At 63.1% G+C, this 24,510-nt stretch carries 23 protein-coding genes; 11 read left to right on the plus strand and 12 right to left on the minus strand.

All coding sequences use genetic code 11. The features are described 5' to 3' along the window. Positions 1-83 precede the first annotated feature (83 nt). Both ACRCYW_RS00150 and ACRCYW_RS00155 read right to left on the minus strand, forming a co-directional pair. Positions 84-650: a hypothetical protein gene (locus tag ACRCYW_RS00150; protein ID WP_438548186.1), complete on the minus strand. Its 567-nt coding sequence runs from the start codon at positions 648-650 to the stop codon at positions 84-86. A gap of 230 nt (positions 651-880) precedes the next feature. Continuing rightward, on the minus strand, positions 881-2,098 hold the full coding sequence (locus tag ACRCYW_RS00155; protein WP_438548187.1) for an aromatic amino acid transporter: 1,218 nt from the start codon (positions 2,096-2,098) through the stop codon (positions 881-883). Positions 2,099-2,502: 404 nt separating this feature from the next. On the opposite strand from ACRCYW_RS00155, the gene ACRCYW_RS00160 reads away from it, so the two are divergent. Next, on the plus strand, positions 2,503-2,883 hold the full coding sequence (locus tag ACRCYW_RS00160; protein WP_438548188.1) for a TonB-dependent receptor: 381 nt from the start codon (positions 2,503-2,505) through the stop codon (positions 2,881-2,883). A 201-nt stretch (positions 2,884-3,084) separates the two neighbouring features. Here the strand turns inward: ACRCYW_RS00160 and tnaA are convergent, their stop codons facing one another. The 6 genes from tnaA to norV all read right to left on the minus strand — a co-directional run bounded on the left by tnaA (position 3,085) and on the right by norV (position 9,429). After that, positions 3,085-4,551, minus strand: a complete 1,467-nt coding sequence (gene tnaA / locus ACRCYW_RS00165) for a tryptophanase (protein WP_438548189.1) — start codon at positions 4,549-4,551, stop codon at positions 3,085-3,087. Positions 4,552-4,752: 201 nt separating this feature from the next. After that, positions 4,753-4,872, minus strand: coding sequence for a tryptophanase leader peptide (gene tnaC / locus ACRCYW_RS00170; RefSeq protein ID WP_100860866.1), 120 nt, complete (start codon positions 4,870-4,872; stop codon positions 4,753-4,755). A gap of 147 nt (positions 4,873-5,019) precedes the next feature. Beyond that, a complete protein-coding gene (locus ACRCYW_RS00175) occupies positions 5,020-6,237 on the minus strand; it encodes a 4Fe-4S binding protein (RefSeq protein WP_438548190.1) in 1,218 nt (405 codons plus the stop codon). A gap of 146 nt (positions 6,238-6,383) precedes the next feature. After that, a complete protein-coding gene (locus tag ACRCYW_RS00180; RefSeq protein WP_438548191.1) occupies positions 6,384-6,725 on the minus strand; it encodes a DUF1971 domain-containing protein in 342 nt (113 codons plus the stop codon). A 47-nt stretch (positions 6,726-6,772) separates the two neighbouring features. After that, positions 6,773-7,936 carry an NADH:flavorubredoxin reductase NorW gene (gene norW, locus ACRCYW_RS00185; RefSeq protein WP_438548192.1) on the minus strand — a complete coding sequence of 388 codons (1,164 nt, stop codon included), beginning with the start codon at positions 7,934-7,936 and terminating at the stop codon, positions 6,773-6,775. Continuing rightward, positions 7,933-9,429 carry an anaerobic nitric oxide reductase flavorubredoxin gene (gene norV, locus ACRCYW_RS00190; RefSeq protein WP_438548193.1) on the minus strand — a complete coding sequence of 499 codons (1,497 nt, stop codon included), beginning with the start codon at positions 9,427-9,429 and terminating at the stop codon, positions 7,933-7,935. Before norV ends, norW begins: the two co-directional genes overlap by 4 nt. A gap of 170 nt (positions 9,430-9,599) precedes the next feature. Here norV and norR point away from each other — a divergent pair, with 170 nt between their 5' ends. Beyond that, on the plus strand, positions 9,600-11,129 hold the full coding sequence (gene norR / locus ACRCYW_RS00195) for a nitric oxide reductase transcriptional regulator NorR (protein WP_438548194.1): 1,530 nt from the start codon (positions 9,600-9,602) through the stop codon (positions 11,127-11,129). A 90-nt stretch (positions 11,130-11,219) separates the two neighbouring features. On the opposite strand, the gene ACRCYW_RS00200 is transcribed toward norR, so the two are convergent. Further along, positions 11,220-12,224, minus strand: coding sequence for a substrate-binding domain-containing protein (locus ACRCYW_RS00200; protein ID WP_438548195.1), 1,005 nt, complete (start codon positions 12,222-12,224; stop codon positions 11,220-11,222). Between the two features lie 435 nt (positions 12,225-12,659). Here ACRCYW_RS00200 and ACRCYW_RS00205 point away from each other — a divergent pair, with 435 nt between their 5' ends. From ACRCYW_RS00205 to ACRCYW_RS00230, 6 genes are all read left to right on the plus strand, one after another. Then, complete coding sequence (locus ACRCYW_RS00205; RefSeq protein WP_438548196.1) at positions 12,660-13,781, plus strand: branched-chain amino acid ABC transporter substrate-binding protein; 1,122 nt, start codon at positions 12,660-12,662, stop codon at positions 13,779-13,781. 66 nt (positions 13,782-13,847) lie between these two features. Continuing rightward, positions 13,848-14,774: a high-affinity branched-chain amino acid ABC transporter permease LivH gene (gene livH, locus ACRCYW_RS00210; protein WP_438548197.1), complete on the plus strand. Its 927-nt coding sequence runs from the start codon at positions 13,848-13,850 to the stop codon at positions 14,772-14,774. Further along, on the plus strand, positions 14,774-16,042 hold the full coding sequence (locus ACRCYW_RS00215) for a high-affinity branched-chain amino acid ABC transporter permease LivM (protein ID WP_438548225.1): 1,269 nt from the start codon (positions 14,774-14,776) through the stop codon (positions 16,040-16,042). Before livH ends, ACRCYW_RS00215 begins: the two co-directional genes overlap by 1 nt. Then, on the plus strand, positions 16,039-16,812 hold the full coding sequence (livG, locus tag ACRCYW_RS00220; protein ID WP_438548198.1) for a high-affinity branched-chain amino acid ABC transporter ATP-binding protein LivG: 774 nt from the start codon (positions 16,039-16,041) through the stop codon (positions 16,810-16,812). The genes ACRCYW_RS00215 and livG overlap by 4 nt, the downstream gene beginning before the upstream one ends. Before the next feature lie 13 nt (positions 16,813-16,825). Continuing rightward, on the plus strand, positions 16,826-17,527 hold the full coding sequence (locus ACRCYW_RS00225) for an ABC transporter ATP-binding protein (protein WP_438548199.1): 702 nt from the start codon (positions 16,826-16,828) through the stop codon (positions 17,525-17,527). Positions 17,528-17,560: 33 nt separating this feature from the next. Further along, positions 17,561-18,412 (plus strand): helix-turn-helix domain-containing protein, encoded by an 852-nt coding sequence (locus ACRCYW_RS00230; protein ID WP_438548200.1) that lies wholly within the window; start codon positions 17,561-17,563, stop codon positions 18,410-18,412. Here the strand turns inward: ACRCYW_RS00230 and ACRCYW_RS00235 are convergent. Further along, complete coding sequence (locus ACRCYW_RS00235) at positions 18,378-18,974, minus strand: LysE family translocator (RefSeq protein ID WP_438548201.1); 597 nt, start codon at positions 18,972-18,974, stop codon at positions 18,378-18,380. The genes ACRCYW_RS00230 and ACRCYW_RS00235 overlap by 35 nt on opposite strands. A gap of 151 nt (positions 18,975-19,125) precedes the next feature. Here ACRCYW_RS00235 and glpE point away from each other — a divergent pair, with 151 nt between their 5' ends. Together glpE and glpG are read left to right on the plus strand one after the other, a co-directional pair. Beyond that, a complete protein-coding gene (glpE, locus tag ACRCYW_RS00240; RefSeq protein WP_005330007.1) occupies positions 19,126-19,449 on the plus strand; it encodes a thiosulfate sulfurtransferase GlpE in 324 nt (107 codons plus the stop codon). 29 nt (positions 19,450-19,478) lie between these two features. Beyond that, a complete protein-coding gene (gene glpG / locus ACRCYW_RS00245) occupies positions 19,479-20,312 on the plus strand; it encodes a rhomboid family intramembrane serine protease GlpG (protein WP_438548226.1) in 834 nt (277 codons plus the stop codon). Positions 20,313-20,397: 85 nt separating this feature from the next. Here the strand turns inward: glpG and ACRCYW_RS00250 are convergent, their stop codons facing one another. Next, entirely contained in the window at positions 20,398-22,851 is a 2,454-nt protein-coding gene (locus ACRCYW_RS00250) for a VolA/Pla-1 family phospholipase (RefSeq protein ID WP_438548202.1), read from the minus strand. Between the two features lie 302 nt (positions 22,852-23,153). On the opposite strand from ACRCYW_RS00250, the gene ubiK reads away from it, so the two are divergent. Continuing rightward, on the plus strand, positions 23,154-23,411 hold the full coding sequence (gene ubiK, locus ACRCYW_RS00255) for a ubiquinone biosynthesis accessory factor UbiK (protein WP_368198397.1): 258 nt from the start codon (positions 23,154-23,156) through the stop codon (positions 23,409-23,411). Between the two features lie 185 nt (positions 23,412-23,596). Here the strand turns inward: ubiK and fre are convergent, their stop codons facing one another. Beyond that, positions 23,597-24,295 (minus strand): NAD(P)H-flavin reductase, encoded by a 699-nt coding sequence (gene fre, locus ACRCYW_RS00260; protein WP_438548203.1) that lies wholly within the window; start codon positions 24,293-24,295, stop codon positions 23,597-23,599. Between the last annotated feature and the right edge of the window lie 215 nt (positions 24,296-24,510).

Below are 24,510 nucleotides of genomic sequence, written 5' to 3' on the forward strand. Positions count from 1 at the left end.
AACCGCCAACACAAAAGGCGCCGACGGGCGCCTTTTGATGATCGGCAGCGGCGAGCCGCACCGACCTTATCGCACAAAACCCCCTACTCCACCGGCGCCATCAGGTGCTGATAGGGGGTTCCCGGCCACATGATATAGGGAACCGAGGTGTCCGGATCCGCACTCTTTGGATACATGTCGTAGAACGCATCATCCGCCCCGACGATCATCACGTGGGGCCCGGTCTGCAACCACTGATTGCCGGTGGCGGGCTGAGTGGCATAGGGGTCGGTGTTGTTGGCGTCGGTGCCGCCCTTGAGCATGTATATGAAGCCGATCTTGCCCTTGGGCGGGGTCTGATGGCCGATCCAGGCGTGCGCCCAGACCATCGCCGCCGCATCCATGCACATGGGATCCGGCCCCGGCGTGGCCGGGTTGTCGGGCATGCAGGTAAAGCCGTTCTTGCCTTCCCGCAGGGTTCGCATCTTGCCATCGGCGCTCATGGCGACGATGGTGGCACCGGCACCGACCCTGGCGGGGGCCGCCGCCATGGCGCTGGTGATCATCGCCTCGTCCGTCATCGCCGGTGCCTTGGCCATCTCTTCGGCCTGCACCAGAGCGGCCAGGCTGATGGCCGCAAATGCGCCAAGGGTGGACATGTGCTTGCACATAACGTCTGTCTCCCGGTTGGTTGGATCACGCACGGCCTGACTACCATGGCGGCCGTGCTGCCGGGCAGCAGCTGTCTGGTGGGGGACGGGTGATCGGAAGGTGGCGCCAGGGGTCGCAGTCCTGAGGCATGCGGTGGGCCGCAGGCGTCATCTGTCTGACTATAGCCCCTCCGGAACGGCTCAAAAAACAAGGCGCCACTCGGGCGCCTTGTCGATAGCAGGTAGGAAGACTAGCCCAGATAGGCCGGCAGCAGACCCGCCATGTTGAGCAGGTGGAAGGCGGCGGTCAGCACCCCGAACAGGATCACCAGGGCGATCATCAGCACCCCGCCTGGAGCGTGGAAGCCCTCACCCTTGCCACCCTTGGCGGCGCGCACCTTCCAGGCCAGCAGAGGCGGAATGATACAGGTCCAGAGGGTGGCCACGGCGCCGGCGTAGCCGATGGCGGCCAGGAAACCGAACGGGAACAACAACGAGAGCAGCAGGGGCGGCAGGAAGGTTACGGCCCAGGACTTGCTGCGGCCGCGATGGCTGTTATCGAACTTGAACAGGTCCGCCAGGTAGTCGAATACCCCGAGCCCGACCCCGATGAAAGAGGAGAGGATGGCCGCCATGGAGAAGGCGTTGAGGGCACTCGCCACCGCCTTGGATTCGATGACCGATCCCAGCGCCGTGAGCAGGGCATCCACATTGCCGTCTTGCGCGATCACGGGGCCAAACGCGCTGCGCGGCAGGTTGCCGAACACGCTGACCAGCCAGATGAGGTAGAAGGTGAGCGCGATGACGGTGCCGCCCAGGATGGCGCGGCTGGCGCGGCGCTCCTCGCCGTAATAGGCACGCATGGACGACACTGAGTGGTGATAGCCAAACGAGGTGAGCGCCACCGGCAGCATCACCAGGGCATAGGGGGCGTAGCTGTGCTCGCTGCCGACCTTGTCGAGCAGCAGATCCAGGCGGATGTTCATGGACATACCGGAGATGCCGAAGGCGAAGCTCAGCCCCATCAGGATCACCAGCAGCACGGAGATGCGGTCCACCGCCCGGGTGGAGTGCCACACCAGGCCGGAGAAGGCCAGGGTAAACAGCACGGATCCCCAGTGGCTGCCGAGCCCCGTCATGCCCTCTATGATGAGGCCGGCCGAGGTGATGTAGGCATAGAGCAATATGCCGCCGACGAAGTAGACGCTTAAATTGTTGATGGCGTTGACCTTTTCCCCCAGTAGATCCCGGGTCACGGTATCGAAGGAGACGCGCAGGGGATAGCCCTTGTAGGACTCCAGCAGCATCCAGCCGGAGACTGTCATCACCACCATGGTCAGCGCCACCGCGAGCATGGACCAGAGCGTCCAGGCGCCCGCGCCCGCACTGGGCAGCCCCAGCATACCGGCTCCTACACAGACGCCGGCAATGATGCATGCCCCGCCCACCAAAGATGGTTTATGTTCCATTTACTTCCCCAAAGACGATTGTTGATCTGGTCGCGACCGCGGACCGTTGCATCTGCTACGCCGGTTGTCATCGTAAGATCGCGCTCATCTGTACTATCGGTGCCCAGCCGCTTGATGCTGCGTCAGCGAGGCAAGACGTGGCTGAGGCTAGCTACCGATCCCAAAATGGCAGCCAGGCCGCCATTTTGGGGGTGTGACTTTACCCTGCATGCCCTCGGGTATCAAATCCGCAGGCTCAATGGGGGGATCCAGGGCCGGTTTTGGCGACATCTGGTTACTTTCTGACGATCCGGTTGCTGCTGAAATCTGTCTGACGGCGCCTCAGTGGATGGCGAGCTCATGGCGAGGGGCTGCCCGTCCGGCGCACTATACTCAAGCCGGTTTTCACGGCAAGGAGCCATCCCATGGACAGGAAGTTCGTCATCAGCGCCCTCTGCTATGCCCTGCTTGGCATGGTGCTCGGCATCTATATGGCCGCCTCCAAGGATCACGGCCAGTTTGTGACTCACGCCCACATCATGCTGGTGGGGTTCGTGGTGTCGTTCAGCTATGCCCTCTGCCACCGGCTGTGGCTCGGCAGCCCGAGCGGGCGACTGGCGCAGATCCAGTTCTACCTGCATCAGCTGGGGGCGGCGGTGATGACGGCCGGGCTCTATCTGCTCTACGGCCAGCTGCTGCCCCCGGAGCGGGTCGATCCCTTCCTCGCCGCCTCCTCCCTGGCGGTGCTGGCTGCCATGGGGATCATGCTGGCCCAATTTGTGCGCCGCCCATCCGTGCAGCCATAAAAAACGGCGCCCGAGGACGCCGTTTTTCACCATGACATCCGATAGGTCTTCGACCCTCTATTCAGGGCCGGTATTGGGCAGCATAAGCAGTGGCCTTGTTTACGTTTTACGAAATAAATCGCTGCCTTAATGCCAAATATCTTGCTCCAGCATCTGCAAAATGGAGGGAGGCAGCATGGTCCTCCCCGCCACTCGCCTTTGTCATGCCTCTATCAGCTTGCCTTTCTGCTTGCTGACGGTCGGCGCCCCGGGCTCCACCTCTTTCAATCGGGCGGTGAAGTGGCGCAGCACAGCCGGCTCATAGATGAAATCGAGCCCCTTCACGTTTTTCGCGTTCTTCTTCACCTCGCCGAACGCCTCTATGACGAAGTCCATATGGGTTTGGGTGTAGGTGGCGCGGGGTATGGTGAGGCGCAGCAACTCGGCCGGGCAGGGATGCTGCTTGCCGGTGGCAGGATCGCGCCCCAGCAGCAGGGAGCCTATCTCCACCGCACGGATGCCGGCCACCTTGTAGAGCTCGCACGCCAGGGCATGGGCCGGGAACTGATCCGCCGGGATGTGGGGCAGCAACTTGCCCGCATCCACGAAGGCGGCGTGGCCGCCGGCCTGCTGGCACACCACGCCGATGGCCTCGAGGCCATCCACCAGGTACTGCACCTGACCGATGCGATAGGCCAGCCAGTCCTGACGCATGCCGTCGCGCAGGCCGACCGCGAGCCGCTCCATGGCGCCCCCCTCCAGACCGCCGTAAGTCGGGAAGCCCTCCTGCACCACGCACAGGGTGCGGCACTCTGTGTAGACGTCCAGCATGCTGTCGTCCTTGAAGCAGAGCAGGCCGCCCATCTGCACCATGGCGTCCTTCTTGGCTGACATGGCGAGGCCGTCCGCGTACTTGTAAGACTCCATGGTGATCGCCTCTATGGACCAGCTCGCGTAGCCGGGCTCGCGCTGCTGGATGAAGTAGGCGTTCTCGGCGAAGCGGGCCGAGTCCATGATGACGGGGATGTCGTATTTCTGGGCAATCTCATACACCGCCTTCAGGTTGGCGATGGAGACCGGCTGGCCACCGGCGGAGTTGCAGGTGATGGTGCTGACGATGTAGGGCACGTTGGCCGGACCCGCCTCCAGGATCGCCTCCTCCAGTTTCAGCAGATCGAAGTTGCCCTTGAAGTCGGCGGTGACCGAGGTATCGAACGCCTCCTTGGTGTAGACGTTCTTCGCCACGCAGCAGTTGATCTGGGTGTGACCCTGGGTGGTGTCGAAGAAGTAGTTGGAGAGGGCCACCATCTTGTTGCGATCCAGCCCCTTCTCCTGCTCCCGCTTCTTGATGAGCACGGGAATGTAGATCTGCTCGGCGCCGCGCCCCTGGTGGGTGGGGATGGTGAGCGCATAGCCGAAGATCTCCTGCACCGCCTGCTGCAATGCGTAGTAGCTGCGGCTGCCGCTGTAGGCCTCGTCGCCGCGCAGCATGGCGGCCTGCATGTTCTGGGTGATGGCGCCGGTGCCGCTGTCGGTCAGCAGATCGATAAACACATCCTCGCTGTCCAGCAGGAAGGGGTTCATGCCCGCCCGCACGATGGCCTCCTCCCGGTAGGCGCGGGTGGTGCGCTTGACCGGCTCGATGACACGAATACGGAACGGCTCGGGGAGATGCTTGAAGTTTTCCATGGTATGGATATCCAACTTTAAATATTCAGGATGAGTCTCAGCCTCCGCCTAAATTAATGGTGAGCGGCAATAACGGCATGAGATCGGGTGCACGCCAGCGCCTCGCCAATTAATAAGGCGAGCAGGGGTGCAGATTATTTCGATTGAGGGTTCGGGCAGGCCGGATTTATTGTCAGCAATAAACCCACCGCCGCAGAGGCATTACAGCGGGAAGAAGAAGGCGATCTTGTGATCCAGGGTAAACCACTTGGGGGAAGCGATCAGGGTAGCCATGTTATTGCTCATCTGGTGATTGAATAACGCCGAATTAACAGGAGTCATTATGGGTGGCCTTTATTCATTCGCAATTGCCAGATGAGCAAATTGGGATGGCGCTAACAGTTTTATCGGGGATAACGATATATCACCCATCTCGCCGTTAACGCCATTTAGCCCATAAAGACTCAATATTTCCCGGCAAATAAGCTCTCAATGGTTTAGCCAGGGCAGGCGCTGCAGCAGCCAGTGGCGATCGGCCAGGGGCGTCTGGCTGACCCAGATATCCAGCAGGCCATAGGAGAGCAGCGGCAGCACCAGCAACAACAGGCAGAGCAGGGCCAGCAGCCAAGGAGCGCCGAGCCGATGACGACGACTGCCGAGGTGCAGCGCATCGGCACGCTTGGGGCAGGCGGCGACGCAACTCAGGCAGCTGGTGCACTCGAGGCTGCGTACCGAAATCAGCTGATGCACCCGGATGCGGGACGGGCAGGCCCGGCTACACTTGTCGCAGTCGTGGCCGGCGCTTCGCAGGCAACGCTCCGGATCGCGCCGAATGCGCAAGGGGGTGAACAGGCCGAGCAGGGCCAGCCAGGCGCCATAGGGGCAGAGATAGCGGCAGAAGCCCTGCCGGAAGGCGACGGTGAGCAGCAGCACCCAGCCCAGACACAGGCCGGAGATCAGGGTCAGGTTGAAGAAGAAGGCCCCCATCTTCATGTCCGCCGCCTGATGGTAGGGGCTGGCGAAGTAGCCGGGCAGGGCGGCGCTCGGCACCGCGATCAGCACGATAAACAGCAAAAAGCCGAGCACCAGAAACTTCTGGCCACGCAGGACGAGATCCAGCCAGCGCGGCGGCGTCCACTCCCCCGGCAGCAGGCGTGCGCGTAGGCCGTGCAGCCACTCCCCCATCAGCCCGAGGGGGCAGAACCAGGCACAGAAGGCCCGCCCCAGCAGCAGGGCCGACAGGCAGAGCACCAGTACAGTGATGGTCGCCGCCGGATGGTGCTGATCCACCAGCCCCTGCCCGAGCCAGGCCCGCAGCCCGAGCCCGCCGGCGATGGGCAGGAAGCCGTCCACCACGTCAGGACGCATCAGCCAGGGGGTCTCCCCCTGCCACAGCTGCCAGATATGGACTCCGTACTGCACCGTCACCAGCCCCCAGCAGAGCAGCAACAGCTGCCTGGTGACCGTTCTGAGGCGCTGACTGCCTATGCGGGCCAGTACGGGCAGGGGGCGATAGCGCTGCCACAGCGCGAGCGTCGTGGCCACCAGCCCCAGCGCGAGCCAGAGCACCGAATCCGCCACCAGCAGCCAGAGCGCGGCGGCCAACACCAGAGAGAGAGTCCAGCCCCAACCGTGGCGACCCTGCCACAACAACAGGACCAGATAGACCAGACCCGAGGTCATGGTCAGGGCTTCCAACAGGCTCATGCTTCCCTCACAGCGCTCATCCGAATCGAGGGGGTAGGATAACCAACATCTGAGTTGATGATTTTGATCTGCATGGGCAGAGGGAGCATTTGCCCGCTCCCCCCTCAGCCCTTCTGTTGGCCCCTGTTATTTGCGGCTGTTGAACCCTATGCTTTTCGGCTATTGAACAGCGGCTGGTCCGACTCGGTATGCTCGGCCCAGAAGTGGATGTTGAAGCGGGCATCCTCCGACAGTTCGACCCTGTGCCAGTACTGGGGCGGGCTGGTGGCAAACTCCCCGGCCCGGATCACCAGGCTTATCTCCGGCTGCTCGGCCTGCTCGTCGGCGAAGCCGTGATAGGTGACGGTTCCCTCCATCACGCAGAGCTGACCGAACACCCCGGCCGCCGTGTTGTGGTGGCTCAAAAGGGCCGCTGGCACATTGTCACGGGTGAAGAAAGGGGTAGAGCGACGCACCACCCAGTGAGACGGAATAAGTTTCATGGACATAAGTTTTCTCCTCAGAGGACCGGGTCAGCCCGGCCTCAATCAATAAATCAACGGGGCAACTGGCGCAGCAGGGGGAAGGCGGCGCTCATCTGATCTCCCCCTACCACGAAGCCGCACAGCTCGCCATCGGCGCCGCGGGCCTCGGCCACCATGCCGGCGCGGTTCCAGCGGCACTGCCAGGCTAGATCCTCCCCCCGGGTGCGGCCCGCCAGTTGCAACGGGTAGCGCGGCGTCTTCACCTTCACCAGCATGGGGGGCAGGGTCAACGCGGTCGGCGTGCCGAGCAGAGTCCTGGCCAAGGCGTTGGCCCCCAGCACTATGGGTTGCAGGAAGGGGAGCAGTTGCCCCCGCCACTCGATGCCATCCCCCAGGGCGAAGATATGGGGATCGCTGGTTCGCAGGCAGTCATCGACCCGGATGCCGCGGCCCACCTCGAGCCCGGCGCTCTGGGCCAGGGTCAGATTGGGCCTGAGACCAACGGCGGCGATCACCAGATCCTGCGCACTGACTAGGCCATCGCTTAGGGTGACCCGCAAGCCATCGTTTGGGCGATCCGGATCCTGCGGGGCTATGCCGGCCACGCCCTGCCCCAGTCGCAAGTTCACCCCCTGCTCGCGCAGGGCCTGCTGCAGCGGCTGACTCAGGGCCGTCGGCAGCAGTGTGCTGAGCGGGCTGTGAGCCAGATCCACCAGCGTCACCTCTTTCCCGGCGCTCGCCATGTCCATCGCCAGCTCGCAGCCGATAAGGCCCGCTCCCAGCACCAGGATACGGCTGGCGGTGCGGATCCTGGCCTCGGCGGCGGCGTACTCCTGCTGGCTGTTGAGGGTCACCAGATGCTCGCTTCCCGGTATCTCTGGGCGCACTGCGCTGGCCCCGGTCGCCAGCACCAGCTGGCCGTAGGGAAAGGTTCCCTGTGCGGTCAGCAGGGTGCGGCGCACGGGATCGATAGCCAGCACCGGGCAGTGGGGCAGCAGAGCGATCCGCTGCTGCTCGGCAAACGCGCTGCCGCTAAGACGGGTCATGGCGGCGGCGCTGCAATCCCGGCTCACCACATGGCTCAAGTCCGGCTTGTTGTACTCATCACCGCCGTCGGCGGTGATGAGACGGATGGGCCGCGCGCCATCCAGCTTGCGCAGGCTCTTGACCAGCTGCTGGGCGGCGAAACCGCTGCCGATCACCACTATCTCGTCGCTCATGGGGATGGCGCTCATACACAGGCCTCCACGGCGCAGGGTTCGAACACCTCCTTGCCGATGCCGCAGCCGGGGCAGAGGAAGCTGTCCGGCACCTGGGCCCAGGGGGTGCCCGGCGCCACCCGCTGATCCGGTTCCCCCAGCACCGGGTCATAGACCCACTGGCAGACGGTGCAGAGCATGCTCTGGTCATCGTCCAGCGCGCTGGCGGCAGGGGCGGCTTGCGGCGCCTGAACTGCCACAGGAGCAGATGCCACGGGAGCAGGCATCACGGTCGCCTGCGTTGTGGTGATCGGACGGGGTGCCTCCAGCGGGTGCAGCGCCCACTGGCGGGCGAGCCGGCGGCCATGCTCGCGGCATTCCGCCAGGGCCGAGCCATCCGGGCGCCACTTGGCCTTGAGGGAGATGCTGATATCGAAGCCCGCGTCCATCAGCCGGGTCTGGATGCGGTCCACGGCGCCGCCGGTCCAGCCGTAGCTGCCGAAGGCCGAGGCGCGTTTGTTCCTGAAGCGCAGGCCGGTGATCTCTTCCAGCATGCCCGCCACCTTGGGCATCATGACGTTGTTCATGGTGGAGGAGCCCACCAGAATCCCCTTGGAGCGAAACACCTGGGTCAGGATCTCGTTCTTGTCGTGGCGGGCCACGTTGTAGATCTTCACCGCCACCCCAGGATCCACCTCGTGGATGCCCTGGGCGATGGCGTCCGCCATCATGCGGGTGTTGTTGGACATGGAGTCGTAGAACAATGTGATGCGATCCTCCTGATACTGATCCGCCCACTCCAGGTACTTAAGGATGATCTGGGTGGGATCCTCGCGCCAGACGATGCCGTGGGAGGTGGCCACCATGCTCACCGGCAGGTTGAAGCCCAGCACCTCCTTGATCTTGGCGGTCACCAGCGGGCTGAAGGGGGTGAGGATGTTGGCGTAGTAACGCTGGCACTGCTCCATCAGCTCGGTCTGATCCACCTCGTCGTTGAACAGGTGCTCGTCGCAGTAGTGCTGACCGAAGGCGTCGTTGGAGAACAGCACCGCATCCTCGGTCATGTAGGTCATCATGCTGTCGGGCCAGTGCAGCATGGGGGTCTCGATGAATACCAGCTGCTTGCCGTTGCCGATGTCCAGGCTGTCACCTGTCTTGACCGGGTGGAAGTTCCACTCCGGGTGATGATGATGGCCGGTGATGGAGTCGATGGCGTTGTGGGTGCAGTAGATGGGGGTGCCTGGGATGCGGGCCATCAGCTCGGTCAGGGCGCCGGCGTGATCCTCCTCGGCGTGGTTGATCACCACATAGTCGATGGAAGCGAGATCGATCTCCGCCGCCAGGTTCTGCACGAACTCGCGACTGAACTTGTGATCCACGGTATCGATCAGCACGTTCTTCCCTTCGCGGATAAGGTAGCTGTTGTAGCTGGTGCCCTTGTGGGTCTTGTACTCGGTGCCATGAAAGTCGCGCACCTCCCAGTCCCGTTGGCCGACCCAGTGAATGTTGTTTTTGACGTGAATGCTCATCCGGCAGTTCCTCAGCTGAAATAGTGTATGTTCGACTGAACCAGCTATTGCAGCGGACGTGCCAACTTATAACTTATTGTTTTTACTGGATACTTATATCAGTCATTGTCATTAAGACAGCCCATCTTTATAGTCAAAATCACAAACACACTGTCATTTGGACAATCTCTGTGATCTCCACCAACCGCCTGGCGCGCATCGCCCTCGACCTGCAACTCGGCATCTCCCACCAGGACAGATTCCATCGCCTGATCCAGAGCGTGCGCAGCCTGCTGCACTCGGATGCCTCGGCCCTGCTGCGCTACGAGCGGGGCCAGTTCATCCCGCTGGCCATCGACGGCCTGATGCAGGACGTGCTGGGGCGCCGCTTCGCGCTCAAGGATCACCCGCGCATGGAGGCCATCGCCCGTGCCGGCGACGTGGTGCGCTTCCCCGCCGACAGCCTGTTGCCCGATCCCTATGACGGCCTGATCCCGGATCACGACGACTTCAAGGTACATGCCTGCGTCGGCCTGCCGCTGTTCGCGGATCAGGCGCTCATCGGCGCCCTGACCATAGATGGCATGAACCCGGCCCAGTTCGACGACATCAGCGACGAGGAGTTGCGACTGGTGGGAGCCCTGGCCGCCGCCGCCCTCAGCAATGCTCTCTTGCTGGAACGGCTCGCCCGCCAGAGCAGCGAGCCTCTGGCTCCCGGCGCCCAGGCAGGTGCAGGCCAGCCGGAGATGATAGGCAACTCCCCTGCCATGGCCCGGCTGCGCCACGAGATAGCCGTGGTGGCGAGCTCGGAGCTGAACGTGCTGATCCTGGGGGAAACCGGTGTCGGCAAGGAGCTGATCGCCAAGGCGGTACATAGCGGCTCGCCGCGCGCCGGCGCGCCTTTGGTCTACCTCAACTGCGCCGCCCTGCCGGAGTCGGTGGCGGAGAGCGAGCTGTTCGGCCACGTGAAGGGGGCTTTCACCGGCGCCATCCACAACAGAGCCGGCAAGTTCGAGCTGGCGGACAAGGGCACCTTGTTTCTGGATGAGATAGGCGAGCTCTCCCTGCCCCTGCAGGCCAAGCTGCTGCGGGTGCTGCAATACGGCGACCTGCAGCGCATCGGTGACGACACCCCCCTCAAGGTGAACGTGCGCATCCTGGCCGCCACCAACCGAGATCTGAAGCAGGCTGTGGTGGATGGCGCCTTCCGGGCCGATCTCTACCACAGGCTGAGCGTCTTCCCGATCCAGGCCCCGGCCCTGCGCGAACGCACCGACGACATCCCATTGCTGGCCGGTTATTTTTGCGAGCGCTGCCGGGTCAGCCTGGGGCTGGAGCGGCTGCGCATCCAGCCCCAGGCGTTGCAACTGTTAGGCCGCCATGACTGGCCGGGCAATGTGCGGGAGCTGGAGCACGCCATCCACCGCGCCGCCGTGCTGGCCCGGGCCGAACAGGGCAGCCAGAGCCCCAGCCTCGCTAGCCACCACTTCAATCTGGGCACTGGCGCCCTGCCCATGTCCACCAGCCCAGGCGTGGCGCTTGCCGAGCCCCCCTTGCCCGCCGGCCTGGGGCTGAGGGCCGCCACCGACGCCTTCCAGCTCGCCCTGATCGAGCGCACCCTGGCGACTCATGATGGCAACTGGGCCGCCACCGCCCGCGCCCTGGATCTCGACAGCGGCAACCTGCACCGGCTCGCCCGCCGGCTCGGACTCAAGGCCTGACGGCTCCCCAGATACGAGCGGCCCAAAAACAAAGACCCCCTCACATCGGAGGGGGTCTTTCGTTGGACTTTCGCTTGCGAAACTCTGAGGTCAGCGCAGGGATTTGACCGAGCGGCGCACGATCAGCTCGGGCTGGACCGTCATGGATTCCACCTCCAGCTCCTTGTTGCGGATCCGGCTCACCAGCTGCTGCACCGCCAGCAGGCCGAGCTCGGCCTTGGGGTGGCGTATGGTGGTCAGCGGCGGGCTGGAGAAGCGCGCCATCTCGATGTCGTCGTAGCCGATCAGGGAGATATCGTCCGGCACCTTGACCCCGGCCTCCCAAGCTGCGCAGATGGCACCTATGGCCATGGGATCGTCGAAGGCAAAGACGGCGGTGGGGCGCGGCTTGAGGGCCAGGATGCGCTGCATGGCATCGTAGCCGCTCTGGCTCTCGTAATCCCCCTCGAAGACCTGCTCGTCCTTCAGGGTCAGCCCCTGCTCGGCCAGGGCGTCACGCACCCCGTCCAGCCGCTGTTGGGTGGTGGGCTTGGCGAGATGGCCGGTGATGCAGACGATCTCCTTGTGACCCAACTCCAACAGGTGGTTCATCGCCAGACGCGCGCCTATGCGGGCGTTGTCGTTGATCACGTTGGCGAAGTCGCACTCGTTGCCCCAATCCAGTACCACCTGCGGCACCTTCTTGTGGATGCGCAGCATGTCCCTGAACTGGGTGTCGATGTCGGTCCCCAGCACCAGCAGGCCATCCACCCGCTTCTCCATCAGCATGCGCAGATAGTGCTGCTGACGGGGAGGCTGGTTCTCTGTGTTGCACAGGATCAGGCTGTAACCCTGCTCGAAGCAGTAGGCTTCCACCCCCTGTACCACTTCCGCGAAGAAGGGGTTGGCACTGGTGGTCACCAGCATGCCTATGGTCTTGGTCGAATTGATCTTGAGACTGCGCGCCACCGAGTTGGGCGCGTAGTTCAGCTCTGCCACCGCCTCAAGCACTTTCTGGGTCGCATCTTCGCTGACCCGACGGGTGTGATTGAGTACATGTGAGACGGTGGAGATGGATACGCCTGCGCGCGAGGCGACATCCTTGATAGTTGCCATCTCTGTCTCCTGAATAACAAAGGCGGAACAGTAGCAGATTTCCCGAATAAAGGCTTGGTTTTAACGGGCACTGCCAGCGAATTGTCAATGTTGGCTAATCTAGGCGGTCGTTTCTATTTGCGCAAACGAATTTTGGTCAAAATGAGAGCAGACGCAGAACGAAATATCGTCAGTTTTTTACTCTGAAAATTGTCACCATGACAATTTGTTATCTGTATGTTACGCCGCCATGGCAATATTAAACTCCAAAAATAGATAACCAACTGCGTATTTGTTTCACAAAACCCCTCTTCCGCCTGCTCCGGTTAGTATCTTTAACATCTTGTTATTGCCTGGCGAGGAATGATAGAACCTTATCTATTACCGGGCCGGCGGGATACAGGCTCGGGATGATGCCCATAAAACGAAACAATTCACTGATTAAGGGACGAATCAATGCATAACTTCAGCAAAATGGCAGTCAGAGCAGCGGTTTCTTTGGCTCTGTTTGGATCGGTTTCCATGGCCAACGCCGCCGATACCATCAAGATCGGTATCGCCGGCCCCCTGACCGGCCCGGTCGCCCAGTACGGTGACATGCAGTTCACCGGCGGCAAGATGGCGGTCGAGCAGATCAACAAGGCAGGCGGTATCAAGGGCAAGCAGATCGAAGCCGTCATCTATGACGACGCCTGCGATCCCAAGCAGGCCGTGGCCATCGCCAACAAGGTGATCAACGACGGCGTCAAGTTCGTGGTCGGCCACCTCTGCTCCGACAACACCCTGCCCGCCTCCGACATCTATGAAGATGAAGGCGTGCTGATGATCACCCCGGCCTCCACCAACCCCAAGATCACCGAGCGCGGCTACCAGCTGACCATGCGTACCATAGGTCTGGACAGCGACCAGGGCCCGACCGCCGCCAAGTACATCATCGAGCAGGTCAAACCCCAGCGCGTGGCCGTCATCCACGACAAGAAGCAGTACGGTGAAGGCATCGCCTCCAGCGTGAAGGCCGCTCTGGACAAGGCCGGCGTCAAGGTCGTTGCCTATGAGGGCATCACAGCGGGTGACAAGGACTTCTCCGCCCTGATCGCCAAGCTGCAGAAAGAGAACGTGGACTTCGTCTACTACGGCGGCTACCACCCGGAGCTGGGTCTGATCCTGCGCCAGGCTGGCGAGAAGGGTCTGAAGGCCAAGTTCATGGGTCCGGAAGGCGTGGGTAACAAGGACATCTCCGCCATCGGCGGCCCGGCTTCCGAAGGCCTGCTGGTGACCCTGCCGAACAAGTACGACCTGGTGCCTGCCAACGCCCCCGTCGTTGAAGCGTTCAAGGCCAAGGGTCAGGACTCTTCCGGCCCGTTCGTCTGGACCACCTATGCCGCGGTGCAGACCCTGGCTGCCGGTATCGCCAAGGCGGGTGAAGACGACCCCGCTGCCGTGGCTGCCGCCATCAAGGCCGCACCGATCGACACCGTCATGGGCCCCCTGAGCTGGGCACCGAACGGTGATCTGAAAGGCTTCGAGTTCGGCGTCTTCCAGTGGCACGCCGACGGCACCTCCACCCAACTCAAATAATCTGCCGGTCGGGGGTGACAAGCGTCACCCCCTCCTTTCTTTGCGGGCAAGTACAGGGAACGCAGTATGTCCGAACACCTTCTTTATCTGGTTCAGCAGTTGCTGAACGGATTGACCATAGGCAGCACCTATGCGTTGATCGCCATCGGCTACACCATGGTCTATGGCATCATCGGCATGATCAACTTCGCCCACGGCGAGGTCTACATGATCGGCTCCTATGTCGCCTTCATGGTGATGGCCGGGCTCATGATGATGGGCATCGACAGCACCTTTTTGCTGCTGGGAGGCGCCTTCCTGGTCAGTATCATCATCACCGGCAGCTATGGCTGGACCATAGAGCGGGTCGCCTATCGCCCGTTGCGGGGCGGCAACCGCCTCATCCCCCTCATCTCCGCCATCGGCATGTCGATATTCCTGCAGAACATGATGCGGATGGCCCAGGGCTCGCGTGACATCGCCATGCCCAACCTGATCTCCGGGGGCTGGTCCCTCGGCGCCGAGGATGGCTTCCAGGCCAGCCTCTCCTACATGCAGCTCATCATCTTCGTGGTGACCTTCGTCACCATGCTGGCGCTGACCCAGTTCATCAGCCGCTCCCGCATGGGCCGCGCCTGCCGCGCCTGCTCGGAAGACATCAAGATGGCCAACCTGCTGGGGATAGACACCCACGTGGTCATCTCCATCACCTTCGTGCTGGGGGCCACCCTGGCCGCCGTGGCCGGGGTGCTGCTCGGGATGTATTACGGCGTGATCAACCCCTACCTCGGCTTTATGGCCGGGCTGAAGGCCTTCACCGCGGCCGTGCTTGGCGGCATCGGCAGCATCCCGGGCGCCGTCATCGGCGGCCTGCTGCTCGGGGTGGTAGAAGCGCTCACCGCCGGCTACCTCAGCACCGAATACAAGGATGTGATGGCCTTCGCCCTGCTCATCTTCGTGCTGCTCTTCCTGCCGACAGGCATCCTGGGTCGCCCGGAAGTGGAGAAGGTATGATGAAACGCCAATTTATCCACGCCTGTATCGCCAGCCTGATGCTGCTGGTGCTCTCCTTCTGGCTGCTCGGTTTCAAGCTCGAGAGCGATGGCTCCCGCCTGCTGGTGGTGAGCCGCCTCGATGTCTCCCTGGCCTGGTTGCTGGGGGGCGCCACCATCGTCTTCTGGTTCCAGATGCTGCGCGGCCAGATATCCAGGCTGTTCCAGGCCTCCATCAGCGGCTTCTCCGTCGGCTTCACCAAGCTGGTGCTGCCGAGCCCCGAAGAGGCACCCAAGCTCTATAACCTCACCGCCGTGCTGGTGCTGCTGTTCGCGGTGAGCTGGCCCTTCATGGCCTCCCGCGGTGCCATCGATCTGGCCACCCTGGCGCTGATCTACATCATGCTGGGCCTCGGCCTGAACGTGGTGGTGGGCCTCGCCGGCCTGCTGGACCTCGGCTACGTCGGTTTCTACGCGGTCGGTGCCTACAGCTATGCCCTGCTCAACACCTACTTCGGCCTCAGCTTCTGGGAGTGTCTGCCCATCGCCGGCCTGATGGCGGCCACCTTCGGCTTCCTGTTGGGCTTCCCGGTACTCAGGCTGCGAGGGGATTATCTCGCCATCGTCACCTTGGGTTTTGGGGAGATCATCCGCATCCTGCTCAACAACATGACCAGTCTGACCGGCGGCCCGAACGGCATCTCCGGCATTCCCAAGCCGACGCTCGGTGGTCTTGAATTCAACCGCACCGTCAAGGACGGGGGCTTCGAGACCTTCCACGAGTTCTTCGGCATCGCCTACAACGCCAACCACAAGGTGATCTTCCTCTACCTGATGGCGCTGGTGCTGGTGATCGCCACCCTGTTCGTCATCAACCGCCTGCTGCGCATGCCGCTCGGCCGCGCCTGGGAGGCGCTGCGGGAAGACGAGATCGCCTGCAAGTCCCTGGGCCTCAACCCCACCATCATCAAGCTGACCGCCTTCACCATAGGCGCCTGCTTCGCGGGGTTCGCCGGCAGCTTCTTCGCCTCGCGCCAGGGCTTCATCAGCCCGGAGTCCTTCGTCTTCATCGAGTCCGCCATCGTGCTTGCGATCGTGGTGCTCGGCGGCATGGGCTCCCAGATCGGCGTGGTGCTGGCCGCCATCGTCATGACGGTGCTGCCGGAGCTGGCCCGTGAATTCAACGAGTACCGCATGCTGATGTTCGGCCTGCTGATGGTATTCATGATGATCTGGCGACCCCAGGGTCTGCTGCCCATGAGCCGCCCCCATCTGGAGATCCGCAAATGAACGATCATCAGAAGTTGTTGGAAGTCTCTGATCTCTCCATGCGTTTCGGTGGCCTGCTGGCGGTCAACGGCGTCAAGCTGGACGTGGACAAGGGGGAGGTGATCTCCATCATAGGTCCCAACGGCGCGGGCAAGACCACCATCTTCAACTGCCTGACCGGTTTCTATCGGCCGAGCGGCGGCATCATCCGCTACCGGGGTGAGGAGATCCAGGGCCTGCCCGGTCACCTCATCGCCCGCAAGGGCATAGTGCGCACCTTCCAGCACGTTCGCCTCTTCAAGGAGATGACGGCGGTGGAGAACCTGCTGGTTGCCCAGCATCGCCATCTCAATACCAGCTTCATCGCCGGTCTGTTCAAGACCCCCTCCTTCCGCCGCGCCGAGAAAGAGGGGCTGGAGCAGTCCGCCTTCTGGCTGGAGAAGGTGGGTCTCAAGGAGCTCGCGAACCGCTCCGCCGGCAACCTGGCCTATGGTCAGCAGCGTCGCCTCGAGATCGCCCGCTGCATGGCCACCCGGCCCGAGCTGCTGATGCTGGACGAACCGGCCGCCGGCCTCAACCCCAAGGAGACCGACGAGCTCAACGAGCTCATCTCCAACCTGCGGGATGAATTCGGGGTATCTGTACTGCTCATCGAGCACGATATGAAGCTGGTGATGGAGATCTCCAACCGCATCTTCGTGGTCAACCAGGGTACGCCCCTGGCCCATGGCAAACCGGACGAGATCCGCAGCAACCCGGACGTGATCAAGGCCTATCTGGGCGAATCCTAGGACAGGAGTCAGGATGTTAGAACTTCGCAACGTATCGACCCATTACGGCAAGATCCAGGCGCTGCACGACGTCAGCGTCGAAGTCAAAGAGGGCGAGATAGTCACCCTGATCGGCGCCAACGGTGCCGGCAAGACTACCCTGTTGATGACACTCTGTGGCGAACCCAAGCCCAGCAGTGGCAGCATCTGGTTCGAGGGGGAGCAGATAGACTCCCTCAGCACCGCCAGCATCATGCGCAAGGATATCGCCGTGGTGCCGGAGGGGCGCCGCATCTTCGCCCGCCTGACGGTGGAGGAGAACCTGCTGATGGGGGCCTTCTTCGTCGATAAGCAGGAACAGAATGGGCTGCTGGATCAGGTCTTTACCATGTTTCCGCGGCTGCATGAGCGACTGGAACAGCGGGCCGGCACCATGTCGGGGGGCGAGCAGCAGATGCTGGCCATCGGCCGCGCCCTGATGAGCAAGCCGCGTCTGCTGCTGCTGGACGAGCCCTCCCTGGGGCTGGCCCCCATCATCATCCAGCAGATCTTCGACATCATTCTGAAGCTGCGGGATCAGGGGATGACCATCTTCCTGGTGGAACAGAATGCGAACCAGGCCCTGCGGCTCGCCGATCGCGGTTATGTGCTGGAGAACGGCCGCGTGGTGTTGCAAGACACGGGGGCCGCCCTCCTGGCGAACCCGGCCGTGCGTCAGGCCTACCTCGGTGGCTGACAACCCACGGCGGCTCAGGGTCGCCGACCCCGGATGAGCCGCGCCCCTTCAGGGCCGGATCGCCACCACTTCTGGTGCGATCCGGCCCTGCCATTCATCGAGACCCGGGCGGTGCAGGATGGCCGTCAGGTCTGCTACGACAAGCACAGCCACCCCCACTTCTCCATCGGCGCCATCACCGGCGGCCACAGCCACTACCTCAACCAGCGCAGCAGGCAGGAAGTCGGCAGCGGCCACCTGGTGCTGATGAATCCGGAGGAGGTGCATGCCTGCAACCCCATCGCGGATGAGCCCTGGTCCTATCTGATGTTCTATCTCGACACCCGCTGGCTGCACGGCCTGCAACAGGAGGCCGGGTTGGGAGCAGAGTTTCGCCCATTCGACATGACCGCCAGCCGGGATCCCCTGCTGTATTTGGGGTTGCGGCAGCTGCATCACCACCTGGTGGAGGGATTGGACCCGCTGGCCAAGGAGGTGGCCTGCCAGATGTTTGGCCACCGGCTGCTGGCCAGGCTGACTCCGGCCCGCTGGGATGACAGACCGCCGCTGCACCTGCAACGGGCCGCCGAGCTGATGCAGGACGAGAGCACCAGCCCCCTCAGCCTGCAGCAGCTGAGCGCGGTCGCCGGCCTCAGCCCCTCCCACTTCGTGCGCGCCTTCAACCACCACTACGGCATGACGCCCCACGCCTACCTGCTGGACAGGCGCGTGCGCCACGCCCGCCTCCTGCTCAGGCAGGGACAACCCCTGGCCGAGGTGGCGCTGGCGAGCGGCTTCGCCGATCAGGCCCACTTCCAGCGCCAGTTCAAACGGCGGGTCGCCGCCACCCCGGGTCAATACAGGTTGCAGTTCAACCATCCGCCGACAGCAGATAGCCGGCACTGAGCAGCAGCAACAGGGCCATGATGCGGTTGAACCAACGCAGCCGACTGGGTCTCAGCAACGCCTGCTGCAGGCAGCTGCCCGCATAGGCCCAGCAGGCGATGGAGCCCAGGCAGATCAACAGATACAGCGCCGTGAACACCATCACCTGACCCACTCCCCCCGCACTGCCATAGGCCCCCATCCCCATGCTGGCCGCCAGCCAGGCCTTGGGGTTGAGCCACTGCATCAGGGCGCCGCACCAGAAGGCCGGCCGCTTGCCCGGCTCGCCTGCCAGCTCTCCCTCGTCCCTCAGCAGCTGCCAGGCCATGTGCCCCAGGAAGAGGATGCCGCCCCAGCGCAGGACTCCGGCCATCATGGGCCACTGGGACAAGAGGGCGCCAAGCCCCAGCCCCATCAATAGCAGCAGCAGGATGAAACCCAGGGTGGCCCCCACCACGTGGCGCAGGCTGGCACGAAAGCCATGCCGGGCACCGGCGCCGAGGGCGATCAGATTGACCGGACCGGGGGAGATGGACATGGCCAGGGCAAAGCCACACATCGACAGTAACAGACTCGTTTCCATGGATATCACTCATACAAGGGATGGAGTCCCAGCCTAACCACCCGCAGTAGTGCGATATTGAAGGAAATTGCGATCCCCGTGGGGAGAGGCTTAGCGCCGGCCACGGCTTGGGGTAAACTGACCCTCAATCATCTATTTGCAGGACATCTCAATGGACCAGTTTGCCCATATCAGCGCCCAGGATGCCCACCAGAAGCTGGAGGCCGGTGAGGCCCGTCTCGTGGACATTCGCGATCCCCAGTCATTCGAGACGGCCCATGCGGTCGGCGCCTTCCACCTCACCAATGGCACCCTGGTCCGCTTCATGAATGAGGTGGACTTCGATACTCCGGTGATCGTGATGTGCTATCACGGCAACAGCAGCCAGGGGGCGGCCCAGTATCTGTTGCAACAGGGCTATGATGCCGTCTACAGCCTGGATGGCGGCTTCGAGGCCTGGCGCAGGGAGTTCCCGATCCAGGCGGGTGACGCATGACGGAAGCCGGCAACTCCTCCCCGGCCGGCATGATCCAGCTGCTGGTGTTGGACAACGCCCGCATGGCTCAGGCGCTGGTGGACTATCTGGCCACCCTCGGCATCTCGTGCGAGCTGACCCAGTCCGAGCTCGGCGTCTCGGTCTGGCTGGCGGACGAGCAGCGCTTCGCCCAGGCCCAGCTGGAGGTGAAGCGCTTCCTGAGCGAACCGAACCACCCCCGCTACATGGAGGCCTCCTGGCAGTCCGGCCGGGCCGATGCCCGCATCGACTACAGCAAGGGGATGACGGATCCGGTCACCGATTTCCTGCATCAGGCTGGGCCCCTGACCCTGGTGGTCATCATCGCCTGCCTGGCCGTCTATGCCCTCAACGCCATCGGCCTGCCCATCTTCGATGAGCTGGCGTTCCACCCTACCCTGGCCCAGTTCACTGACTGGCAGGCCTGGCGCTACGTCACCCCGGCCTTCATCCATTTCTCTGTGCTGCACCTGGTGTTCAACCTGCTGTGGTGGTGGTATCTGGGGGGACAGATCGAGCAGCGGCTCGGCAGCGGCAAGCTGTTCATCCTGCTGATCGTCGGGGCCGCATTGCCCAACGTGGCGGAGTTCTTCGCGAGCGGCCCGCTGTTTGGCGGCCTCTCCGGGGTCGTCTATGCCCTGCTCGGCTACTGCTGGCTGCGTGCCAAGCTGCAACCCGGCTGCGGCCTCAGCCTGCCACCGGCACTGATGGGCTTCATGTTGTTCTGGATGGCGCTCGGCTTCTTCGACCTGCTCGGTACCCCCACCGCCAACATGGCCCACCTCACCGGCCTGCTGGTGGGCCTGTTGCAGGGCTGGCTGGACAGGCACCACAGGCCTGCCTGACGCTCTGACATCACGCTGCGCCAGGGTAAAAAAAGCCCCAAATAAAAACGCCGCCCCCGAGGGCGGCGTTTTTTGATGGCATCACTTACTGCTTGAGCAGGGTCCCGTCTGTCACCACGACAGCCGCACCGCCGCTCGCGAAGAAGCTGCCGAACTGGGTCTGCATCTCGGTGGTCACATCGCCGGCCGGGTCGAAGTTCTCATCCGGTGCCAGCAGCGAGCTGTGACCACCGGCCACGAAGCGGGCCGCATTGTGGTTGGCCGCCCCGGTGGCGGTCAGGGGCTGCAGCCCCATCACTCTGAACAGCGGCTCGGTGCCCGCCAGCGGCGCGGACGGGACGCTGTTCGGGATCACCTGATCCGGCAGGCTCAGGGCACCATCCCCCACGATCTCGGTGGCAAACAGCGGGAAGTCCGCCTTGATGCCACGAGCCAGGTTGATCGGATCAGCCGCATCCAGCACCGACTGGGCCGCGAACACATAGCTCTGCAGGGTGCTGGCGGTGCTCGCCTGGGTGGCGCTATCCAGGCTGGGCAGGAACTCGTTGACGAAGCAGTTTGCCACCGCCGTCTTGCAGTTCGGCGCATAGGCGGTGAAGGCCGCCTTCAGCTCGGCACTGCCACCGGTCAGCACGCCCATCTTGATGGTCGGGCCGAAGGTGGGCGAGTTCAGCAACAGAGGCGCTATGCCGCCACCCGGCATGGCCAGGCCGCCGGAGGTGAACTGGAACAAGGGATCAATAGCAGGATTCAAAGGCTGGTTTGCTACCGCCAGCAGGTTGGCACCGGAGATGGCCCCCAGGGAGTGGCCCAGGAAGTGCACCTTGAGACCGGCACCACCCAAACGGGTAGCCTGACCATTGGCCACGAACCCCTTGGCATTGGCCACCCCCACCGCCAGACGCAGGCCCAGCAGATCCGCCACGCTCTGTCTCAGGTTGTCCCGCGCCACCGTCAGGTAGCTCAGGTTCAGGTAGGGGGTCGGATTCTCTGAGGTGGTCACAGTCGCCATGCTGCCGCTCAGGGCGAAGCCACGCTCCCCGTGCAGCGGGTGATCGATCACCACCACGGCGACGTTCTTGCCTGCCTTGGCACCGGCACCGATCTGGCCCAGGGCCAGGGCGTAGGCGTTCTCCTTCACCGAGGTGACGCCGTGCTGATAGATGATCACATCGGTGATGGCGGTCAGCGGGGCCATGGCGAAGATCCGCATCGGCACGGACTGCACCTCTTCCAGAGCCGGCAGCGGGTTGAAGCGGCCGATGTTCATCTCGGGATCCAGCGCCTTGCCGCCGGAGGTGAGGGTCACCCCGATCAGCTTGCTCGCCTCCGCCAGCAGCTCGGCCTGACGAGTCGGGTCGGCGATCAGGGCCCCCAGCAGGACCGGATCCACCCCAGCCCCCACCAGGCCGCCGATCACCTCGGCATCAGACGCCTTCAGGGCGTTGGCGATGGCGTACAGGCTGGGGATGGCACCGTGCCAGGATTGGGTCTTGGCCTGGTCCCAGGTACCGGCCCTGGCACCGACAGTCGCCGGCGAGGAGAGGAAGTAGGGCAGCTTGACCGCACCGGTATAGACAGTCGTGCCCAAGGCCAGATTATGGAGAGGCGTGCCTGTGCCAAAGGCGATGGAAATCGCATCTTTCTGCTCCTGGGGCAGGAATTTTTCGCTGGCCAGCTTGGTCAGGAAGGGGGTGCCGCCATCCAGACTGGCGATGGTATAGGTACCCGGCAGGCTGGTATGGCCGAGGGCATCCTGTTTCCACAGGACGGCGGCGTCCAGAGTCGGGCTGTTCTTCAACACTGAGGCGGCAGCCCCTTTCACCGCCACTAGCACATCGGCGCCGGACTGGGTGCCGAACCAGTCGGAGAAGATGACGTGGTCGCTGGTGATGCCGGTCGCGGCCTTGAACAAGCCTTCCTGCAGGGTGATCAGGCCGTTGATGGTCTGCTCCTGGGCATTGCTGCCCGGGTTGCTCCTGTAGTTGCTGTAATCGGTACCGACCCGGACGGCATTGCCGTTGCTGTCCTTGAGGGAATCGGTCGCCACTATCATGTAGTAGGAAGAGGGATTGAGCGGCTTGAGGGGCACCAGGTTCAGCTTGCCGGTCGACTCGGCTACCACGAAGTCCACCCCGTAGGTCAGCTGCTTCTTCACGCCGCTCGGGCGCAGGGTCGTGCTGTCAAATTCCAGCTCCAGCAGATAGAGCGGAGCCACGGAGGCCGCGAACTCGGCCGCCGTCGGTGCCTTGACTGTGATGCCCGAGGCGGTGACCGGCACTATCTGGATGGCCTGGGTCGTGGACCAGCCATCCAGGGTGGAGAGGGCGGAGACAGGGTTGGAGAGATCCGCCGTCTCGGTGGAGAACTTCAGGGTGCCGTCGGAGGCACGGGCGGCCAGGGCACTGGGGCGGACTGCATTGGAGCCACTCAGCAGGTAGTCAAGATAGCTGGAGGTATCGCCTTTGTTATCGTCACTGCCACCACAACCGCTCAGCAGCGCACTGAGGACAGCTGCGTAAATTAGCTTTTTCTTCATATCCTTATCTCTTTTTATGTTGTTATCCATGATGAGCCTGACGGGGTAGGGTTCAAACCCGACCGAACCATATTAACAGCATGGCAACAATTGATAAGCCTCTGGTCGGTCATCTGATCTGATTTTTTTGTGTACAACATCAAGGAATTGGAATTGTCACCCCGGTGACGGAGGGTAACAGCATCCGGCTCGACACCAGACCCGACCAGAGCCATGTTTGCCCGGAGGTGCAAAAAGCCGCCCCGATCTCGGCAAAGGGGGGGATTTGTCGGTAGAATGGCCCATCGCTTAAGGAGAACCCCATGATCGACCCGAAGAAACTGGAAGAGATCGCCAAACAGGTACACAACGCCCTGCCCCCCGGCATTCGCAGCATGGGTGAAGAGGTGGAGAAGAAGACTCGTCAGGTGCTGCAGGCCCAGCTGAACAAGCTGGATCTGGTGAGCCGCGAGGAGTTCGACGTGCAGACCAAGGTGCTGCTGCGCACCCGGGAGAAGCTGACCGCTCTCGAGGCCAAGCTGGCCCAGCTGGAGCAGCAGCTCGCCGCCAAGGGCGAGTAACCGGTCAGGGCAGCCTGCCCACCGGCGGATAAAACAAACCCCAGCCAGGCTGGGGTTTGTTGTTTCTGATGCCCGGCAAGGGGTGGGCCGATACGAGCAGGCGAACCAGGTTCACCCCCTCATCCCCAACCCTTCTCCCGCCAGGGGAGAAGGGAGCAGAGCGGCGTTCCCCGGGTAGACGGTGATCAGATAAATTCGTAGGCGTCGCCGAAGATGCGCTCGGGCTCGGCACCCAGCACCTTGAACTCCTCCCGGGCGGCGCCCGCCATCTCGAAGCGACCCGCCACATAGATGTCGTAGTCGTGCAGGCTGACGAAGTCGTCCATGATGGCCTTGTGCACCAGCCCGGTCCGGCCGGTCCAGTCCGCCTCGGGCTCCTGCACCACGGGCACGAAGGTGAGCGGGGCATAGTCCAGCGCCCACTGCTGCATCTGCGCCTGCTCGTACAGCCAGTGGGCCTGGCGCACGCCCCAGTAGAGGAAGACCGGACGCTTGCTGTCGGTCGCCATCAGATACTCCAGGATGGAGCGGGCATAGGAGAAGCCGGTACCGCCTGCCATCAGGATCAGGGGGCGCGGGGATTCGTCCCGCAGGAAGGCCTTGCCCGCCGCCAGTTCGATCTCGATTTCCCCCTGCTCACGCATGCGGGCCAGCACCTGACCGGCGTAGGCGTTTTCAGGGGTGGCACCGATCTGCAGCTCCAGCACGCCGGATCGGGTCGGCGAGTTGGCGATGGAGAAGGGGCGCTTGTCCGAATCGCTCATCACCACCAGCAGATACTGGCCGGGCTTGAAGCTGATGGCCTGCTGCGGCGCCAGGGCCACATGCCAGATGGTGTCGACATATTCGCGCAGTTCCTCTACGCGGCACTTGATACGTTGCATTCTTGTCCTTTTGACGGGCCAGCCCGGCCCGTTTCACTCATTGATTCACTGTGTTCTGGCGACCAGCGGGTGGTCAGGTCAGTCGAGCATACCCAATTCGGGCCGGCAATACCGCTCTTTGTGCACCGACTGGCCGGAAACTGGCCCCATTCCATCATTCGGCCCGACCCCAAGTCGCGCTTTATGCATCGAACGGTCGCGCCGTCTGGCTCAAC

The organism is Aeromonas sp. (assembly GCF_051657805.1).
Classification (GTDB): domain Bacteria; phylum Pseudomonadota; class Gammaproteobacteria; order Enterobacterales; family Aeromonadaceae; genus Aeromonas.

Excerpts from the sequence above, each read along its gene's own strand:
- glpG (WP_438548226.1), top strand. The coding sequence starts at position 19,479 with ATGATCCAGCTGCTGGTGTTGGACAACGCCCGCATGGCTCAGGCGCTG.
- ACRCYW_RS00200 (WP_438548195.1), bottom strand. The coding sequence starts at position 12,224 with ATGGCAACTATCAAGGATGTCGCCTCGCGCGCAGGCGTATCCATCTCC.
- ACRCYW_RS00155 (WP_438548187.1), bottom strand. The coding sequence starts at position 2,098 with ATGGAACATAAACCATCTTTGGTGGGCGGGGCATGCATCATTGCCGGC.
- ACRCYW_RS00150 (WP_438548186.1), bottom strand. The coding sequence starts at position 650 with ATGTGCAAGCACATGTCCACCCTTGGCGCATTTGCGGCCATCAGCCTG.
- tnaA (WP_438548189.1), bottom strand. The coding sequence starts at position 4,551 with ATGGAAAACTTCAAGCATCTCCCCGAGCCGTTCCGTATTCGTGTCATC.
- livH (WP_438548197.1), top strand. The coding sequence starts at position 13,848 with ATGTCCGAACACCTTCTTTATCTGGTTCAGCAGTTGCTGAACGGATTG.
- ACRCYW_RS00225 (WP_438548199.1), top strand. The coding sequence starts at position 16,826 with ATGTTAGAACTTCGCAACGTATCGACCCATTACGGCAAGATCCAGGCG.
- glpE (WP_005330007.1), top strand. The coding sequence starts at position 19,126 with ATGGACCAGTTTGCCCATATCAGCGCCCAGGATGCCCACCAGAAGCTG.
- norW (WP_438548192.1), bottom strand. The coding sequence starts at position 7,936 with ATGAGCGCCATCCCCATGAGCGACGAGATAGTGGTGATCGGCAGCGGT.
- ACRCYW_RS00175 (WP_438548190.1), bottom strand. The coding sequence starts at position 6,237 with ATGAGCCTGTTGGAAGCCCTGACCATGACCTCGGGTCTGGTCTATCTG.
- ACRCYW_RS00205 (WP_438548196.1), top strand. The coding sequence starts at position 12,660 with ATGCATAACTTCAGCAAAATGGCAGTCAGAGCAGCGGTTTCTTTGGCT.
- ACRCYW_RS00180 (WP_438548191.1), bottom strand. The coding sequence starts at position 6,725 with ATGTCCATGAAACTTATTCCGTCTCACTGGGTGGTGCGTCGCTCTACC.
- ACRCYW_RS00235 (WP_438548201.1), bottom strand. The coding sequence starts at position 18,974 with ATGGAAACGAGTCTGTTACTGTCGATGTGTGGCTTTGCCCTGGCCATG.
- ACRCYW_RS00160 (WP_438548188.1), top strand. The coding sequence starts at position 2,503 with ATGGACAGGAAGTTCGTCATCAGCGCCCTCTGCTATGCCCTGCTTGGC.
- livG (WP_438548198.1), top strand. The coding sequence starts at position 16,039 with ATGAACGATCATCAGAAGTTGTTGGAAGTCTCTGATCTCTCCATGCGT.
- ubiK (WP_368198397.1), top strand. The coding sequence starts at position 23,154 with ATGATCGACCCGAAGAAACTGGAAGAGATCGCCAAACAGGTACACAAC.
- ACRCYW_RS00230 (WP_438548200.1), top strand. The coding sequence starts at position 17,561 with ATGAGCCGCGCCCCTTCAGGGCCGGATCGCCACCACTTCTGGTGCGAT.
- fre (WP_438548203.1), bottom strand. The coding sequence starts at position 24,295 with ATGCAACGTATCAAGTGCCGCGTAGAGGAACTGCGCGAATATGTCGAC.
- norV (WP_438548193.1), bottom strand. The coding sequence starts at position 9,429 with ATGAGCATTCACGTCAAAAACAACATTCACTGGGTCGGCCAACGGGAC.
- ACRCYW_RS00250 (WP_438548202.1), bottom strand. The coding sequence starts at position 22,851 with ATGAAGAAAAAGCTAATTTACGCAGCTGTCCTCAGTGCGCTGCTGAGC.
- tnaC (WP_100860866.1), bottom strand. The coding sequence starts at position 4,872 with ATGACTCCTGTTAATTCGGCGTTATTCAATCACCAGATGAGCAATAAC.
- ACRCYW_RS00215 (WP_438548225.1), top strand. The coding sequence starts at position 14,774 with ATGAAACGCCAATTTATCCACGCCTGTATCGCCAGCCTGATGCTGCTG.